Source organism: Dyella terrae, assembly GCF_004322705.1.
In the GTDB taxonomy this organism is placed as follows: Bacteria; Pseudomonadota; Gammaproteobacteria; order Xanthomonadales; family Rhodanobacteraceae; genus Dyella_D; species Dyella_D terrae.
The window spans coordinates 106,692-122,359 of record NZ_SIZZ01000004.1; the positions used below are offsets into that span (position 1 = coordinate 106,692).

Consider the following 15,668-nt stretch of genomic DNA (forward strand, 5'->3'; position numbering starts at 1 on the left):
CTTCTGGCCGGCACCATGCGCGGATGACGACGACGTACGACCAGGACCCCACGAAAGTAGCAGAGCACCTGCGCGATGACGAGGTGCACGTGTGGCGGCTGGCGTATCAGCACCAGGAGGGACGCGAGCCGTTCCAGGCCTTGCTGGGCTGTTATCTGGGGCTGAGTCCGGCCGAGGTGCAACTGGAGCTGGGCGAGTTCGGCAAGCCGCGGTTGTCGTCGGTCCACGTGGGTGACCTGCACTTCAACTGGTCACACAGCATCGACCAGGCCCTGTTCGCGGTCGCCCGCGGCATCGAGCCCGGCGTGGATCTGGAGAAGCTGCGGCCGCGACCGCGCGCCATGGCGATTGCGGACCGTTATTTCAGTCCGGACGAGGCGCAGGTGCTTGCGGCGGTCCCCGAGAGCGAGAGGGATGCCGTGTTTCTCCAGCTATGGACGGCCAAGGAGGCCGTGCTTAAGGCGACCGGGCGCGGGCTGGCCTTCGGCTTGCATCGTCTGAGCATCGAGTGGGGGCATCGACACCTGGCGCTGCGCCTTTTGGAAGGTGAGGATGTGGCCGAGTGGCAGCTGCATCGGCTTCCGCTGGATGACGGCCACGTGGCGAGCCTGGCCTGGCGCGGTGAGCCGCGCGTGATCGAGATGCGCGCACTTGCTCCGCTAGCCCAATAGGCGCAATGTTTCGGGTCCCATGCGTCGCCGCGCACGTGCCGGCGTCAGCATTCCCCATTGGCTGCCCGTTCGAGATTCCATGACCCTGCTGAGCGTCAACCTCAACAAGATCGCCGTACTTCGCAACTCCCGCGGTGGCACCGAACCGAGCGTTATCCAGGCTGCGCAGACCTGCATCGAAGCAGGTTGCGGTGGCATCACGGTGCATCCGCGCCCCGACCAGCGACATATTCGTCCGGATGATGTGACGGCCCTGGCGCAGGTGCTGCGCGGACGGGTGGAATACAACATCGAAGGCAACCCGTTCGCGCCCGCGCGCGGAAGCTATCCCGGCCTGATCGAGCTGGCCCGGATGGTGAAGCCCACGCAGGTGACGCTGGTGCCGGACGGCGACGGGCAGATCACCTCCGATCATGGCTTTGAGCTGGAGAAGGATGCCGAGCGCCTGCGTCCGCTAGTGGCACAGCTGCGTGAGATCGGCTGTCGCGTGAGTCTGTTTGTGGACGCTGGCGCCAATGGTTTCGAGCACGCCATCGCCATCGGCGTGGAGCGCATCGAAATCTATACCGGGCCTTATGCGGAGGCGTTTGCCGAGGGCGACGCGCGAGAGGCACTGGGTTTGTGCGTTGAGACGGCACGTCGCGCGCAACAGGCCGGCCTGGCGGTGAATGCAGGGCACGATCTTAGTCAGGCGAACCTTGGCACGTTCAAGGCGGCGATTCCGGGGTTGGCTGAGGTATCCATCGGACATGCGCTGATCGGGGAAGCGCTGTACGAGGGGATGTCGACCACCGTCCGCAAGTATCTGCAGATCTTGCGCTGAATTGAGTGGGTTGGCGTTGGGCGTACCCAACGCGTCGGAGCATCGAACGCCACAGCTTGGAGCCGCCCCGCAGTAGCGGGGCTGGCGTCATGACCTCAGGTACTCATACCGGCATTCTCGCAAGGGCGGGAGTGACGAGGCATCGCGCGCGCGTGGAGCCCCTGGCCTCAGCCTGGCGCTTTCTACTGGCCGTAAAGACGGCCAATCCAACGGTTTGGCGAGCGGAGCTGCCAGGTATTGCCTGTTGCAGCGCACCAGGCATTTGGCCGTTTATCCGTATGGACGGATAGCCGTATGGATGGCCTTCCTTGTCGATGCGCCCAAATGAGTGCCCGTACCCGCATCCATAGCGTGGACCCGTCGGGAGGGGACGCGCAAGTGCCGGAAAATGCTGCAGAAAGTGTCTGCAAATTCGAGGAGGCCCGGGGCGGCAGGGATGGCGAGAAGCGGGGAAAGCGGGGAAAGCGGGGAAAGCGGGGAAAGCGGGGAAAGCGGGGAAAGCGGGGAAAGCGGGGAAAGCGGGGAAAGCGGGGAAAGCGGGGAAAGCGGGGAAAGCGGGGAAAGCGGGGAAAGCGGGGAAAGGCTCAAAAATGGGGAGGAGGTCTGCAAGTGCCGTGGCAGAAATAGGGGAGAGCCAGGAGCGCTGGGTTTGGAAAGTGGGGAGAGCCCCCTATGCGTCCCGGGACGGGAGTGGGCCGGACAAGGCTGCGAGCTGAGAACGAGGAGTGCCCGTGGGTGCCGATTCCAAAGGCGGAATGTTGACCAGTGAGGGCTGCGCGAAAATGGGGAGCAACCCGACGGCGCCCCATCCCGGGTTCGTCATGGGCGCACTGATTTGCCGGGGCGGTAAGGGGAGCGGCGGCCACGTGATCGGACCTCGGCACGCTCTTTCATGGGCGACCGTGCGGGTCAGCCATCATGGAACGGGTTGGCGGAAACGCGGGGCTGGCCCAGGACTTTCCTTTCGCGCAAAAAGAAACCCCCGCTTGCGCGGGGGTTTCTCCGGGTAGTGTTGCATTGATCCGTTACCGGATCACTGACTTTCCGTAAAGCCGATCTTCGTCAGACCGTAGCTCTTTGCATCGGCCAGGACGCGGGCCACATGCTCGTAAGCCACGCCGTCATCGGCATTGATCTGCAGTTCGGGCTGGTTGGCCTGGCTGGCGATCACCGCGATCTGAGCCTTGAGGCCCAGCTCGTCGACCGGCGTATCGTTCCAGTACAACGCGCCCGACTGGTCGATCTTCAGACGAATCGGGTCCGGCGGATTTTCCGGCTGAATCACATTCGGATTCGGCTGCGGAAGATCGATTTTCACTTTGTGCGTAAGCATCGGGGCCGTGATCATGAAGATGATCAGCAGCACCAGCATCACGTCGACCAGCGGCGTGACGTTGATGTCAGCCATCGGGCCCTTGCCACTTCCAGAACTGAATGCCATCTCTGCTTACTCCTTGCCGGTCGTAATGAAACCGACATGGACCATGCCTTGTTCCTTGGCGCTAGCCAGGATCTTCTTGACGACCTTGTATTCCGTCGTCTTGTCGGCACGGATCTGCAGTTCGGGCTGCGGCGACTTGGCCGCCGCAACCGCAAACTGGGCCTTCAGCTCGGCTTCCGTCACCTCAACGTCATTGAGGTACATCGTGCCATCGGGCTTCACGGCCAGATCCATGGGTTCGACAAACTCGTTGTCTGCCGTCTTGGGGTTGGCAGTCGGGAGGTCGACGGTAATACGGTGGGACATCAGAGGCGCGGTGATCATGAAGATGATCAGCAGCACCAGCATCACGTCGACGAGCGGCGTGACGTTGATTTCCGACATCGGTCCGCCGGAACTATCTCCAGTGCTCATCGCCATGGGTCAATCCCTCACTTGCCTTCGACGCGAGCGCCGGTGGCGAAGAAGTCGTGCAGGTCGTGCGCAAACTCGTCGAACTGAGCGTAGGTCAGACGGTTCGAGCGGTTGAAGAAGTTGTAAGCAAGCACGGCCGGGATAGCGGTGAACAGACCGAAGGCGGTCATGATCAGAGCTTCACCCACCGGACCGGCCACAGCTTCCATCGAAGCGTTGCCCGAAGCGGAGATCTTGATCAGCGCGTGGTAGATGCCCCACACCGTACCAAGCAGACCGATGAACGGTGCCGACGAACCGACCGTGGCGAGCAGGGTCAGGCCGCCTTCGAGGCGCAGGCTCTCGCGAGCCACGGCCTGGCGCAGGGCGCGGTCGATGAACTCCGAACGGCTCAGCGACTCAGCGAGGCGACCGCCGCCGGCCGAAGCCTGCTGGTGGTGAGCCACGGCCGAAGCGGCGTCGAGCGCGATCTTCGAGAAGGGTTCGCCCTTGGGCTGGGCTTCCAGCTCACGGATGGCATCCTGCGTCGAACCGTTGGTCCAGAAGCCGTTGATCACCTTGTCGGCGCGGCCACGAACCATGGCGTTGCGGATGGTGTTGGCAATGATGAAGTACCAGGAGGCGAAGGACATCACCACCAGCACCACGAACACGATCCAGCCGAGCGGATCGAAGTTGTGGATCAGATGGTCGAAGCCCATCGACTTCATGGCTTCGGCGTTGGTGGTGCCACCCGCGCCCGGGGTCGGAGAAGGAGTCTGTTGGAACATAACGCTACCCTTGGAAAGTCAAGCGTGAACTGGGTCTGTAATCGAAATTACAGCTGAGAGAGATTGAAGTTAACTGGGACGCGGGCATAGCCCTCAACCTTCTGACCATTTCTCATCGTCGGGTTGAAGCGCCACTTGCGCGCTGTCTCGATCGCGGCCTGATCCAGCTCACGGTAACCGCTGGACGTTTCCACCTTGATGTCCTTAGGCGAACCATCGACACCAACAAGGATCATCAGCGTGACCGTGCCCTCGTGACGCTGGCGGATAGCCTGCGGCGGATACTTGGGCTGAATACGGCTGTTATAGCTGAGATCGGAGCTGGCGGTGATGTCCGCAGGCGGAGCCGGAGGAGCAGGCGGCGCGGGCGGCGGTGCCGGGATCGCGTTGGTCGACGCTTCCTCCACAGCCGGCGGCGGTGCCGGCGGCGGCGGGGTCGGCGGCGGCTTCACCTGCTGAATGATCTTCGGCGGCGGTGCCTTCGGCGGTTCCGGCGGCGGCGGCGGCGGCGGCGGTGGCGGCGGCGGCGGCTCGATGAAATTCACCTGGACAATGCGTTCCTTCTGCTTCTGCTCCTGCTTCGGCGGGGCCATAGGCGCCACCAGCAACAGGAACGCGAACGCATGCAGCGCGATGGCAACAGCCAGCGCCCAGGTACGCCTCCAATTGAACGGCCCTTGGCCGGTTGCTTCGTTACTTGAGGCCATCTGTCACTAATCTGGAGCTAGACAATCGATATGACGTGGTCACGACACGGAGCGGCGAACCCCATCCACTTTGGGATGACATTTGCCACTGGACACGAACACGGAAAGGTTTCAACGGTACAACAGCCTATGGCGTTTGTATAGCACCTGAGGGGCAGATAAATGGACGTCTATCTGCTCACCCCAGGAGGCTTGCAATCGCCTTAGGCGAGCCTTACTTGCCCGCGTTTGCCTGCTTCAGCCAAGCCTTGGCTTTGTCGGCAGTCTCGGGCTGTTGAGCAGCCTTCTGCATCGCTGCAATGGCGCCCGGCTTGTCCTTGAGCCCGCGGCAGGCTTCGGCCAACAACATGTAGGCGGTGCCCTTACGCTGCACGCCCTTGTCGATGCCCTGCTGGATCAGCGTCTTTGCTTCACCAAACTTGTTTTCGCTCAGCATCAGCTGGCCGGCACGAACGGCGACTTCGCCATCCTTTCCGAGCGGCATGGCCTTCTTGTAGGCGTCGAGCGCCTTGCTGGGCTGCTCCGCCACATAGGCGGCGTCGCCGAGGAGCTTGTAGTTGTCGTAGCTGGCCGGGACCGCGCCCTTGCTCATGCCTTCGTCCAGAACCGCGACGGCTTTGGCGGCGTTCGGCTTCGGATCGTTGCTGTCCTGGCCGGTGACCAGGTAGAGCTTGGCAAGGTTGACGTAGTCTTTTTCGGTCTTGAACGCACCGCTGGCCTTCGCGCTCTCCATCAGCTTGATCGCTTCCGGATACTTCTGCGACTGCATCAGCACGGCCACGGCGTTGTTCATGGCAGTGGTGTCGTTCGGGTTGGCGGCGAGCTGCTTCTGGGCGAGCTCGGCGGCCTTTTCACCCTGGCCGGACTCGGAGTAGCTGGCCATCAGGATCTGGTTCCAGGAATCCTGCGGCTTGTCGGTGAGCGACTGAGCCTTCTGGATGGCCTGGATCGCCTCCGGGTACTTCTCGAGGCGATAGTAGGCATTGCCCTGCAGCGCGTACGACTCGGCGGTTTCCTTCTTGCCGTCGGCGCGCCACTTGTTGATGGTGTCGATCGACTGCTGGTACTGCTCGTCGTTCAGATAGAACTGGGCGAGCATGTACTGCAGCTGGAAGTACGTGTCGTTCGGGAGGATGCCGTTGTCGAGCGAGCGCTTGAGCAGGTCGATCGCACCCTTCACGTCACCTTCGTTGTAGTGAAGGTTGGCCAGGCCCTGGAGGGCGAGCGCCTGGGCGTACTTGCTCTTGCTGCTGTCGATGATCGGCTGGAGGATCTGCTCAGCCTTGGCCTTGTCCTGCGCGTTGACCGCGTCCAGACCGTCGTTCAGGGCCTTCTGATCTTTCTCGCTGGTGAGGTCCAGCTTCGGCTCGGTACGCGTTGCATTCGGGTACAGCACTTCCTTCTTTTCTTTCGAAGGGGCGCTGTCGCGCGCGATGACCGGGCTGCTGGCCAACGTCAACGCAAGCGTTGCACCGGCAAGCATCTTGACCAGGGGAGCGTGCTTCATGGCAGTCCTCGTGTAAGGTTTCACGCACATGGGTGCGTGGGGGATCAATGAGCGTAACCTGATAGCGCCCCAGATAACAAGTCGCAGCGCGACATTAAAGATTGTTAAAAATCAATAAGTTGCATCAAAGACCCTTGATCCTACGACTAATGGCTGTCACGGATGCCATGTAGGGATGTTCGGACATCCCATGGATTAGTCTGATTTGCCTCACGGGAACACCGGGCCGCAAGCATATCGGCGGATGTGGCGAAGCCTTGATTCAGCCTCTGGTTGAGCTAATGCACTAATGCGTTGGTACAGCCCCGGAAATAAAAGGGTGCGTGGCGCCGGCGTCGCAGGACACCAGCAGCACGCACCCGGGTCGATCAGATGTCCAGGTTGGCGACCTTCAGCGCATTGGCTTCGATGAAGTCGCGACGAGGTTCCACGGCCTCGCCCATCAGCATCGAGAACATCTGGTCAGCGGCGAAGGCGTCTTCGATGCCCACCTGCAGCATGCGGCGCGTTTCCGGATTGACGGTGGTTTCCCACAGCTGTTCCGGGTTCATTTCGCCCAGGCCCTTGAATCGCTGAATCGTGCGCCCCTTCTTGGCTTCGTCGAGGAGCCAGCTGCGGGCTTCAGCAAAACTGAGTACTCCACGCGAAGCATTGCCGCGACGGGCGACCGCATCCGCCTGGACCAGGCCCGCCACTTGCTGGCTGATCTGCAGGATGGGTCGGAATTCCGAACCTGTGAAGAACGGCTGGGGCAGCAGCCAGGTGTGGCTCAGACCGTGTTGATCGCGCACGACTTCGACGGCTGCGGGTTGTTCGTCGTGGGCCGGACGCAACGCGAGGCGATAGCGCGGCTTGCCGAGACCGCTGGCAGCGAGGCGCTTTTCCGCGCCCTGCAGCCATGCCTGCATGGCCGCTTCATCGGTCCAGAGCGAAGGCTCAACGGGCGTGTGCTCGAGCAGGGCCGTCAGCACGTTGGCATCAAATCGATGGCCCAGACGCTCGATCTGATCGAGCGCGACCTGATAGTCACGCAGCAGCTTCTCAAGCGCCTCGCCATTGATCGGCGGTGCACTCGGGCTGTAGATCAGCTCAGCGTTATCGACGGCGCTGGAGATCAGATAGCCGTTGAGCGCGGCATCGTCCTTCAGATACAGCTCCTGCTTGCCCTGCTTCACCTTGTACAACGGCGGGAGGCCGATGTAGACGTGACCACGCTCGATGAGTTCGGGCATCTGGCGGTAGAAGAAGGTCAGCAGCAGCGTGCGGATGTGCGAGCCGTCGACGTCCGCGTCGGTCATGATGACGATGCGGTGGTAACGCAGCTTGTCCGGGTTGTACTCCTCCTTGCCGATGCCCGTGCCGAGCGCGGTGATCAGCGTGCCGACTTCGGCGGAGGAAAGCATCTTGTCGAAGCGGGCCTTTTCGACGTTGAGGATTTTACCCTTCAACGGCAGCACGGCCTGGGTCTTGCGGTTACGGCCCTGCTTGGCCGAGCCACCTGCGGAGTCACCCTCGACCAGGAACAGTTCGCAGAGCGCGGGATCCTTCTCCTGGCAGTCGGCGAGCTTGCCCGGGAGGCCAGCGATATCCAGCGCGCCCTTGCGGCGGGTCATTTCGCGGGCTTTGCGCGCGGCTTCGCGCGCACGGGCCGCATCGACCACCTTGGAGGCGATCGACTTGGCTTCACCCGGATGCTCAAGCAGGAATTCGCCCAGCTTCTCGTTGACGGCCTGCTCCACCGCGGTTTTCACCTCGGAGGAAACGAGCTTGTCCTTGGTCTGCGAGGAGAACTTCGGATCCGGCACCTTTACCGACAGCACCGCGATCAGGCCTTCGCGCATGTCGTCGCCCGAGAGGGCGACCTTGGCGTTCTTGGCCAGGCCTTCCTTCTCGATGTAGCCCTGCAGCGAGCGCGTCAGCGCCGCGCGGAAACCGGTCAGGTGGGTGCCGCCGTCGCGCTGGGGAATGTTGTTGGTGAAGCAGAACATCGTCTCCTGGTAGGAGTCGGTCCACTGCATCGCCAGTTCCACGCTGATGCCGTCCTGCTCAGCCTTGAGGCTGATGACATTGGGGTGCAGCGCGGTCTTGAGCTGGGCCAGGTGCTGCACGAACGACTTGATGCCGCCTTCGTACGCAAACGTGTCCTGACGCCCTTCCCCACGCTCATCCTTCAGGTCGATGGTGACGCCCGAGTTGAGGAAGGCGAGCTCGCGCAGGCGCTTGGCCAGGATTTCGTAATGGAACTCGGTATCCGAGAAGGTTTCCTTGCTGGGAAGGAAACGTACCGTCGTGCCGTTCTTGCTTGACGGCCCAACGACCTTCACCGGGTACTGCGGCTCACCCAGGCGGTATTCCTGCTGGTGTTCGCTGCCTTCGCGGAAGATCGTCAGCCACAGGTGCGAGCTGAGCGCGTTCACCACGGACACGCCCACACCGTGCAGGCCGCCGGAAACCTTGTAGGAGTTGTCGTCGAACTTGCCGCCGGCATGGAGCACGGTCATGACCACTTCGGCCGTGGAACGCCCCTCTTCCGGGTGCATGCCGACCGGGATGCCGCGTCCGTTGTCGGACACGCTGACCGAGCCGTCATCGTGAATCGTGACGATCACATGGTCGCAATAGCCAGCCAGGGCTTCGTCGATCGAGTTATCGACGACTTCGAACACCATGTGGTGCAGGCCGGTGCCGTCATCGGTATCGCCGATGTACATGCCGGGGCGCTTGCGCACCGCTTCAAGACCTTTAAGAACCTTGATGTTGCTCGAATCGTAGGATGCGTTCATGCCTTGACCGTTTCCCGGCGCCAACGACACCACCCGGCATGGCGCCAAAAGAGCCGGGTGGAGACACTAAGGGTCGATTATAGCAGGGGCGCCAGCTGACCTTGTTCCACGTGGAACACTTGCGCTGTGAGGCCCTGTAAGGGGGCTGGGAGCTCGGTTCCCGTGACCAGCACCTGTGCACTGGCCTGGGTCAGTTGCGCCACCACGGCGCTCTGATGAGCTATATCGAGTTCCGAAGCCAAATCATCAAGGCACACGATCGGCCATTCGCCACGGATCGCGGCATACAGTTCAGCCTGGGCGAGCATGCAGGCAAGCGCCGTCAGCTTCTCCTGTCCTCGGGACAGGTGCTCACGCAATGGGGCGTGCTCAAAAGCGATCGCCCAGTCCGCGCGATGCGCGCCCATGGTGGTGTGACCTCGCGCCAGATCCCTGCCCCGATGCTCGGCGAGTTGCTCGTGCAGCGCCCGGTCATCGGACCAACCAGCCTTGAAACGTAGCTCAACCGCGCCGAGTTCGGGAAGAAGCCCTCCGACGCTTGCCGCCAGACAAGGGCGCAAACGCTCAAGATAAGCCAACCGCATCTGGTGAATCCGCTCGGCGGTTTGTCCCAGCTCCGCTTCCCAAGGAAGAAACATGGCCTCGGGTGGCGTCTGAGCGGCGCGAAGGAGACTGTTCCGTTGCTTCAGCGCGCGCTGGTAGCGCCGCCACAGCATCAGGAACTCATGTTCCACGTGGAACACGCCCCAATCCAGATACCGACGCCGCTCTTCCGCCCCTCCTGCAATCAACGCATGGGAGCCCGGTTCAAAGCACACCACCGCGCACTCGCCCACGATCTGACCCAGCGTCGCTGCCTCTCCATCGAGTCGAGCCTCCCAACGCTGACCTGACCGCCCCAATCCAACCCGGCTCATCCCGCCGTCATCGTGGCGAACTTCGCCAAACACCGAAATACGACTTGCACCGCGCTGGAGTAAGGCGTCCTTCGCACCGGAGCGGAACGAACGGCCATGGGAGAGCAAAAACGCGGCTTCCAGGATGCTCGTCTTCCCCGCCCCGTTTGGCCCGGCGAACACGTGCACGCCAGCCCCGAGGGACAGGCTCACGTCATCCAGGCAGCGGAGACCCTGAATGCGCAACTGTTCGAACCTCATGCCAGGCCCCACAAAGCAAGAACGCCGGAGCGTCGACTGACGGCTCCGGCGTTGCTCGTTGACCCAAGCGCCTGACGGCGATCAGTCATGGGTTGTCACAGACGCAGCGGCATGATCACGTGGCGAGCCTGCTCCGTGCCGTCTTCCTGCACCAGGCAGCTGGACTGCGCATCGCGAAGATTCAGGCGCGCCTTCTCGCCCTTCAAGGCCGAAAGCGCATCGAGCAGATAGCCCACGTTGAAACCGACAGCCAGATCCGACACCACGGTCTCGGCTTCCAGCTCTTCCACGGCCTCTTCCTGCTCCGGGTTATGCGCCACGATGCGCAGCTTGCCGGGCGACAGTTCCAGCTTCACACCGCGGTACTTCTCATTCGACAAAATCGCGGCGCGCTGCAGGGCGCTACGCAGCACTTCACGGTCCAGCGTGGCCGACTTGTCGGCACCGAGCGGAATCACCGCCTCGTAATCGGGGAAGCGGCCGTCGATGAGCTTCGAGGTAAACACCACGTCACCACGACGAACGCGCAGGTGATTGCGGCCGAACTCCAGCTCAACCTGGCCTTCGCCCGTTTCGAACAAACCAATCAGCTCGTTCACGCCCTTGCGCGGAATGATGATCTGACGACGTGCGGAAACCTTGCTGTCCAGCTGGGTTTCTTTCAACGCCAGACGATGGCCGTCGGTGGCAACGCAGCGCAGCGTGTGTTCCTGCAGATCCAGCAACATGCCGTTGAGGTAGTAACGGACGTCCTGGTTCGCCATGGCGAACGCGGTGCGCTCCATCAGATCACGCAAAACTTCTTCGGGAAGCGTCACGCGCTCAACGAGTTCGATCTCATCGATCGTCGGAAACTCGGTGGCAGGCAGCGTGGCGAGCGTAAAGCGACTACGACCGGCGTTCATGGCAACGCGATCGCCATTGAGCTTCAGATCGATGCGAGCGCCATCCGGCAGCGCACGAACGATGTCGAACAGCTTGCGAGCGGGAATGGTGGTTTCACCGTCAGCCAGCTTGTCCGCTTCCGTCGTCGCGATCATTTCCACTTCCAGGTCCGTGCCTGTCAGCGAGAGACGACCGTCGGCGACCTTGACCAGCAGATTCGCGAGAACCGGCAAGGTCTGGCGACGTTCAACGACGCCAACCACTTGCTGTAGCGGCTTGAGCAGAGCTTCTCGTTGGATGCTGAATTGCATGTAGGCGCTTCCCCTAAACCTGCTGTTCTGTTTTTTAAAAGAAGTTATGTGGTGGTGGTAGGCGGCGTGGATAACTTTAAAATCGCCAAAAACACTTCAAAATCAAATACTTGAGCGATTTTTACTATGTGTTCGAATGGCCCCGCTTACTGTGGGTCAGTTGTGGATAACTGGGGACCCCTGCTTCGTCCACCTATTATCCACAGCTTCCACACCCTGTTTTCAAGCGCTTATTCAACCACGCGGCACTTTCCGCGATCAGCCGGTGAGAATCCGGATCAACTGTTCCCAGTCCTGGCGCATGCGGGTATCGGTTTCGCACAGCTTCTTGATCGTGCGGCAGGCGTGCAGGACCGTGGTGTGATCGCGACCGCCGAACGCCTCGCCAATCTCCGGAAGGCTGTGCTCGGTGAGCTCCTTGGACAGCGCCATGGCGATCTGACGCGGACGAGCCAGGGAACGGACGCGGCGCTTGGACAGAAGATCCTGCAAGCGGACCTGGTAGTAATCCGCCACCATCTTTTGAATATTCGGAACGGTCACTGCCTGCGCATGCGTGGCGAGCAGGTCGCGCAACGTTTCCTCGGCGAATTCCGTGGTGATCGGACGCCCGTAGAAGTTGGCGCGTGCGGCCAGCGTGTTGAGCGCACCTTCCAGATCGCGCACGTTGGAGCGGATGCGCTTGGCGAGCAGCATCGCCACGTTCTCGCTTACCGCCACGCCCTTGTCGTGCGCCTTGGAAAGCAGGATGGCCGCGCGCGTTTCGAAATCCGGCGGTTCGATCGCCACGGACAAACCCCAGCCCAGGCGCGATTTCAGGCGCGGCTCGAGCTTGTCCACTTCCTTGGGATAACGATCGCAGGTGAGGATGATCTGCTGCTTGGATTCGAACAGCGCGTTGAACGTGTGGAAGAACTCTTCCTGCGTCGTGTCCTTGCCGGCGAAGAACTGGATATCGTCGATCAGCAGTGCATCCACCGAACGGAAGCGCCGCTTGAACTCGTCCATGCTCTTGGTGCGCAGCGCTTCGATCATCGCGCCGACGAACTGCTCCGAACGCAGATACAGGACCTTGAAGTCCGGATTGCGCTCGCGCATCAGGTTGCCGGCGGCGTGCATCAAGTGGGTCTTACCCAGGCCCGTGCCGCCGTACAGCAGCAACGGGTTGTAGGCGCGGCCCGGATTCATGGCCACCTGCATGGCGGCGGCCTTGCCCAGCTGATTCGATTTACCCTCGACGAAGGTTTCGAAGGTGTAATGCGGGTCCAGATTGTGGTTGAACGCGACCGGGGCGGCCGGCGCGGGGGCCGGCAAGGGCTGAGCCGGCGCCGGGACGGGCGGCAGCACGGCGGAGGCCGGGCGCGGCGGCATGCGCACGGCACTCGACCCCACTTCCAGGCGAACCTGCAGGTCGTGGCCGGTCAGCTGCTGCAGCATGGCCTCAATCCGCTTCAGGTAACGGTCGCGCACGGTGTCCAGGGTGTAGGGATTGGGCGCGAACAGCTGCAACCCGAAGGTGTCGTCGCGAGCTTGCAACGGCATCAGCCAGGTATGGACGTCCTCGGCGCTCAACTCGCCTTCGAGGCGCTCGAGACAGCGCCGCCACAGATCACTCATGGGTATTCTTCGACCACAGCAGGGGCGCTTGCGCGCGGGGTGGACCGGAAAGTCTAACAGCACCTTACCGTGTCTCCACCAGAGCATATCCACACATTTATCCACAGGCCACGGGAACCCGTCTGAAACCCCATTTGCAGCAAGGGTTTGACAACGGCTTCAAATGCCCGCCATAATTTCCAACCTTTTTATCCACATACACATAGGAGGAAGCCATGTCGAAGCGGACCTTCCAGCCCAGCAAGCTCAAGCGCGCCCGCACGCACGGCTTTCGTGCTCGTATGGCCACGGCCGACGGTCGTAAGATCCTGAACGCACGTCGCGCCAAGGGCCGCAAGCGCCTGATCCCGTAAGGGGCACCGATATGCGTGCCGGACTGCCGCGCGAGGCGCGGATCCGTCGCGCCGGTGACTTCGCTGCGATGCGAAATGACAGCGGCCGCCTCGGCGGTCGCTGTTTTTCTGTGCGCTATCGCCAGAACGGGCTCGACCACGCCAGGCTGGGCCTGGCCATTTCCAAGCGCGTTTCCAAGCGCGCGGTCGATCGCAACCGACTCAAGCGGCTCCTGCGCGAATCCTTCCGACGTGTGCGACACCAGCTCCCTCCCGTGGACCTGCTGGTGATGGCGCGCGACCACGCCGCCGGCCTGTCCGGCCCTGAATTGCTGGCTGATATCGACCTGATGTGGAAGAAGTTGTTGTCTTCCAAGGTCGCCCTCACGTTGAAGCCAGCTGACGCGACCGGCACAATCGCGCGTTGACCTTTCTCTTGCCCACGCCGCGACATGCCGCGGTGCCTACCGGATCTGCTTCGCGATGAATCAAACGCGCACGTTCCTCATCTTCGCCCTGTTAGCCGTGGCGTATTTCCTGTGGATGGCCTGGGAGAAGGACTACGGTCCGCAACCGCCAGCCGCGGCCACCGTGGCGAGCGCGTCTTCGAGCGCAGCCGTTCCGGCCGCCGACGCCAGCGTCCCGGGTGCCACGTCCACCGGCACGGTGGTTCCGCCGGCCGACGGCAAGTCGACCAACGTCCCGGCCCAGCTGGTGACGATCACCACCGACGTGCTGCGCCTGACGGTCGACACGAAGGGCGGCACCATCGTCCGTTCCGAACTGCTGCACTACCCGGCCGAACCGCGCACCAAGAAGAACCCCGATCCGGCGCCGGTGCGCCTCCTCGATGATCAGCGCGAGCATTTCTTCGCCGCGCAGAGCGGCCTTGCCACGGTGGCCGGTGCTGGCGTCCCCGTCGCGCCCACCCACCTGACCGTGTTCGAAAGCGCCCAGCCCTCGTTCACCCTGCCCGAAGGCAAGGATGAGCTGCGCGCCGACTTCCACTGGCAGGATGCGAACGGTCTGGCGGTCACCAAGACCTTCGTGCTCAAGCGCGGCAGCTACGACGTCGCGCTGGAACAGAAGATCGACAACGGTGGCTCGGTCGCCTGGCAGGGCAACGCCTACGAGCAGCTGCAGCGCGCCGCCCCGGCCAACAACCGCAACTGGTTCCAGAACTTCACCGATCCGGCGGCGCACAGCTTCCTCGGTGCCGCCTGGTACAGCCCGCAGGACAAGTTCGAAACCCTGCTGTTCACCGATTTCCAGAAGAAGCCCCTCAACCGCAGCATCACCGGCGGCTGGGCTGCCATGCTGCAGCACTACTTCTTCGTGGCGTGGATTCCGTCCGCGCAGGAAGGCGTCACCTACTCCACCAGCGTGACCAATCCGGAAACGGCGCAACCGCTGTACCTGATCCGCGCCGTCGGCCCGTCGATGAACGTGGCCCCGGGCCAGAGCGCCACGACGCAGACGCGTCTTTACGCCGGCCCGAAGTTGCAGGGCACGCTGGACCTGGTGGCCCCGGGCCTTGAGCTGACCACCAACTACGGTTGGCTGACCGTCATCGCCCAGCCGCTGCACTGGACGCTGTCCAAGCTTCACTCCATCGCCGGCAACTGGGGCGTCGCCATCATCCTGCTCGTGCTGCTGCTGAAGGCCGCGATGTGGAAGCTGACGGCCGCGCAGTTCCGCTCGGGCGCCAAGATGCGCAAGCTGCAGCCGCGCATCGCCTCGCTCAAGGAGCGTTACGGCGATGACAAGATGAAGATGCAGCAGGCCATGATGGAGCTGTACAAGAAAGAGAAGGTGAATCCGATGAGCGGCTGCCTGCCGATCCTCATCACCTTCCCGGTGTTCCTGGGCCTGTACCGCGTGCTGATGGAAAGCGTGGAGCTGCGCCAGGCGCCGTTCGTCGGCTGGATCCACGATCTGTCGGCTGCCGATCCGTACTTCATCCTGCCGGCTATCTACGTGCTGGTGATGATGGCGACGCAGTGGCTGACGCCGACCCCGGGCATGGACCCGACCCAGGCCAAGATGATGAAGGTGATGCCGCTGATGTTCGCGGTGATGTTCGCCTTCTTCCCGGCTGGTCTGGTGCTGTACTGGGTGATCAACGGTGCGACCAGCCTGGCGCAGCAGTGGTTCATCACCCGCCAGGTGGACAAGGCGGATCTGAAGGCGAAGACGGCTTAATCGCTTCGCTGGAAAAAAGGGCCGCTCACGCGGCCCTTTTTCATTGGG

At 62.4% G+C, this 15,668-nt stretch carries 14 protein-coding genes; 5 read left to right on the forward strand and 9 right to left on the reverse strand.

Annotation, left to right across the window (positions count from 1 at the left end; all coding sequences use genetic code 11):
- Positions 1 to 23: 23 nt before the first annotated feature.
- Together EYV96_RS17890 and EYV96_RS17895 are read left to right on the forward strand one after the other, a co-directional pair.
- A complete protein-coding gene (locus EYV96_RS17890; RefSeq protein WP_131152958.1) occupies positions 24 to 671 on the forward strand; it encodes a 4'-phosphopantetheinyl transferase family protein in 648 nt (215 codons plus the stop codon).
- Between the two features lie 79 nt (positions 672 to 750).
- Complete coding sequence (locus EYV96_RS17895) at positions 751 to 1,494, forward strand: pyridoxine 5'-phosphate synthase (RefSeq protein WP_131152959.1); 744 nt, start codon at positions 751 to 753, stop codon at positions 1,492 to 1,494.
- 1,033 nt (positions 1,495 to 2,527) lie between these two features.
- Here EYV96_RS17895 and EYV96_RS17905 read toward each other — a convergent pair.
- The 9 genes from EYV96_RS17905 to dnaA all read right to left on the reverse strand — a co-directional run bounded on the left by EYV96_RS17905 (position 2,528) and on the right by dnaA (position 13,086).
- A complete protein-coding gene (locus tag EYV96_RS17905) occupies positions 2,528 to 2,935 on the reverse strand; it encodes an ExbD/TolR family protein (RefSeq protein ID WP_131152961.1) in 408 nt (135 codons plus the stop codon).
- 6 nt (positions 2,936 to 2,941) lie between these two features.
- Positions 2,942 to 3,355 carry an ExbD/TolR family protein gene (locus EYV96_RS17910; protein ID WP_131152962.1) on the reverse strand — a complete coding sequence of 138 codons (414 nt, stop codon included), beginning with the start codon at positions 3,353 to 3,355 and terminating at the stop codon, positions 2,942 to 2,944.
- Between the two features lie 11 nt (positions 3,356 to 3,366).
- Complete coding sequence (locus tag EYV96_RS17915; protein WP_131152963.1) at positions 3,367 to 4,119, reverse strand: MotA/TolQ/ExbB proton channel family protein; 753 nt, start codon at positions 4,117 to 4,119, stop codon at positions 3,367 to 3,369.
- Between the two features lie 47 nt (positions 4,120 to 4,166).
- Complete coding sequence (locus EYV96_RS17920) at positions 4,167 to 4,712, reverse strand: energy transducer TonB (RefSeq protein WP_425478757.1); 546 nt, start codon at positions 4,710 to 4,712, stop codon at positions 4,167 to 4,169.
- Between the two features lie 328 nt (positions 4,713 to 5,040).
- The gene (locus EYV96_RS17925; RefSeq protein ID WP_205746206.1) at positions 5,041 to 6,333 is read right to left on the reverse strand and encodes a tetratricopeptide repeat protein; all 1,293 of its coding nucleotides are present in this window, start codon (positions 6,331 to 6,333) and stop codon (positions 5,041 to 5,043) included.
- Between the two features lie 368 nt (positions 6,334 to 6,701).
- Entirely contained in the window at positions 6,702 to 9,116 is a 2,415-nt protein-coding gene (gene gyrB, locus EYV96_RS17930) for a DNA topoisomerase (ATP-hydrolyzing) subunit B (protein WP_131152965.1), read from the reverse strand.
- A 77-nt stretch (positions 9,117 to 9,193) separates the two neighbouring features.
- On the reverse strand, positions 9,194 to 10,273 hold the full coding sequence (recF, locus tag EYV96_RS17935) for a DNA replication/repair protein RecF (RefSeq protein ID WP_131152966.1): 1,080 nt from the start codon (positions 10,271 to 10,273) through the stop codon (positions 9,194 to 9,196).
- Positions 10,274 to 10,368: 95 nt separating this feature from the next.
- Complete coding sequence (dnaN, locus tag EYV96_RS17940) at positions 10,369 to 11,469, reverse strand: DNA polymerase III subunit beta (protein ID WP_131152967.1); 1,101 nt, start codon at positions 11,467 to 11,469, stop codon at positions 10,369 to 10,371.
- A 258-nt stretch (positions 11,470 to 11,727) separates the two neighbouring features.
- The gene (dnaA, locus tag EYV96_RS17945) at positions 11,728 to 13,086 is read right to left on the reverse strand and encodes a chromosomal replication initiator protein DnaA (RefSeq protein WP_131152968.1); all 1,359 of its coding nucleotides are present in this window, start codon (positions 13,084 to 13,086) and stop codon (positions 11,728 to 11,730) included.
- 215 nt (positions 13,087 to 13,301) lie between these two features.
- On the opposite strand from dnaA, the gene rpmH reads away from it, so the two are divergent.
- The 3 genes from rpmH to yidC are packed head-to-tail and all read left to right on the forward strand — an operon-like array spanning position 13,302 to position 15,620.
- Positions 13,302 to 13,439, forward strand: a complete 138-nt coding sequence (gene rpmH, locus EYV96_RS17950; RefSeq protein ID WP_019464789.1) for a 50S ribosomal protein L34 — start codon at positions 13,302 to 13,304, stop codon at positions 13,437 to 13,439.
- 11 nt (positions 13,440 to 13,450) lie between these two features.
- Positions 13,451 to 13,846, forward strand: a complete 396-nt coding sequence (gene rnpA / locus EYV96_RS17955) for a ribonuclease P protein component (RefSeq protein ID WP_131152969.1) — start codon at positions 13,451 to 13,453, stop codon at positions 13,844 to 13,846.
- Between the two features lie 55 nt (positions 13,847 to 13,901).
- The gene (gene yidC / locus EYV96_RS17960) at positions 13,902 to 15,620 is read left to right on the forward strand and encodes a membrane protein insertase YidC (protein WP_131152970.1); all 1,719 of its coding nucleotides are present in this window, start codon (positions 13,902 to 13,904) and stop codon (positions 15,618 to 15,620) included.
- The last annotated feature ends 48 nt before the right edge of the window (positions 15,621 to 15,668 follow it).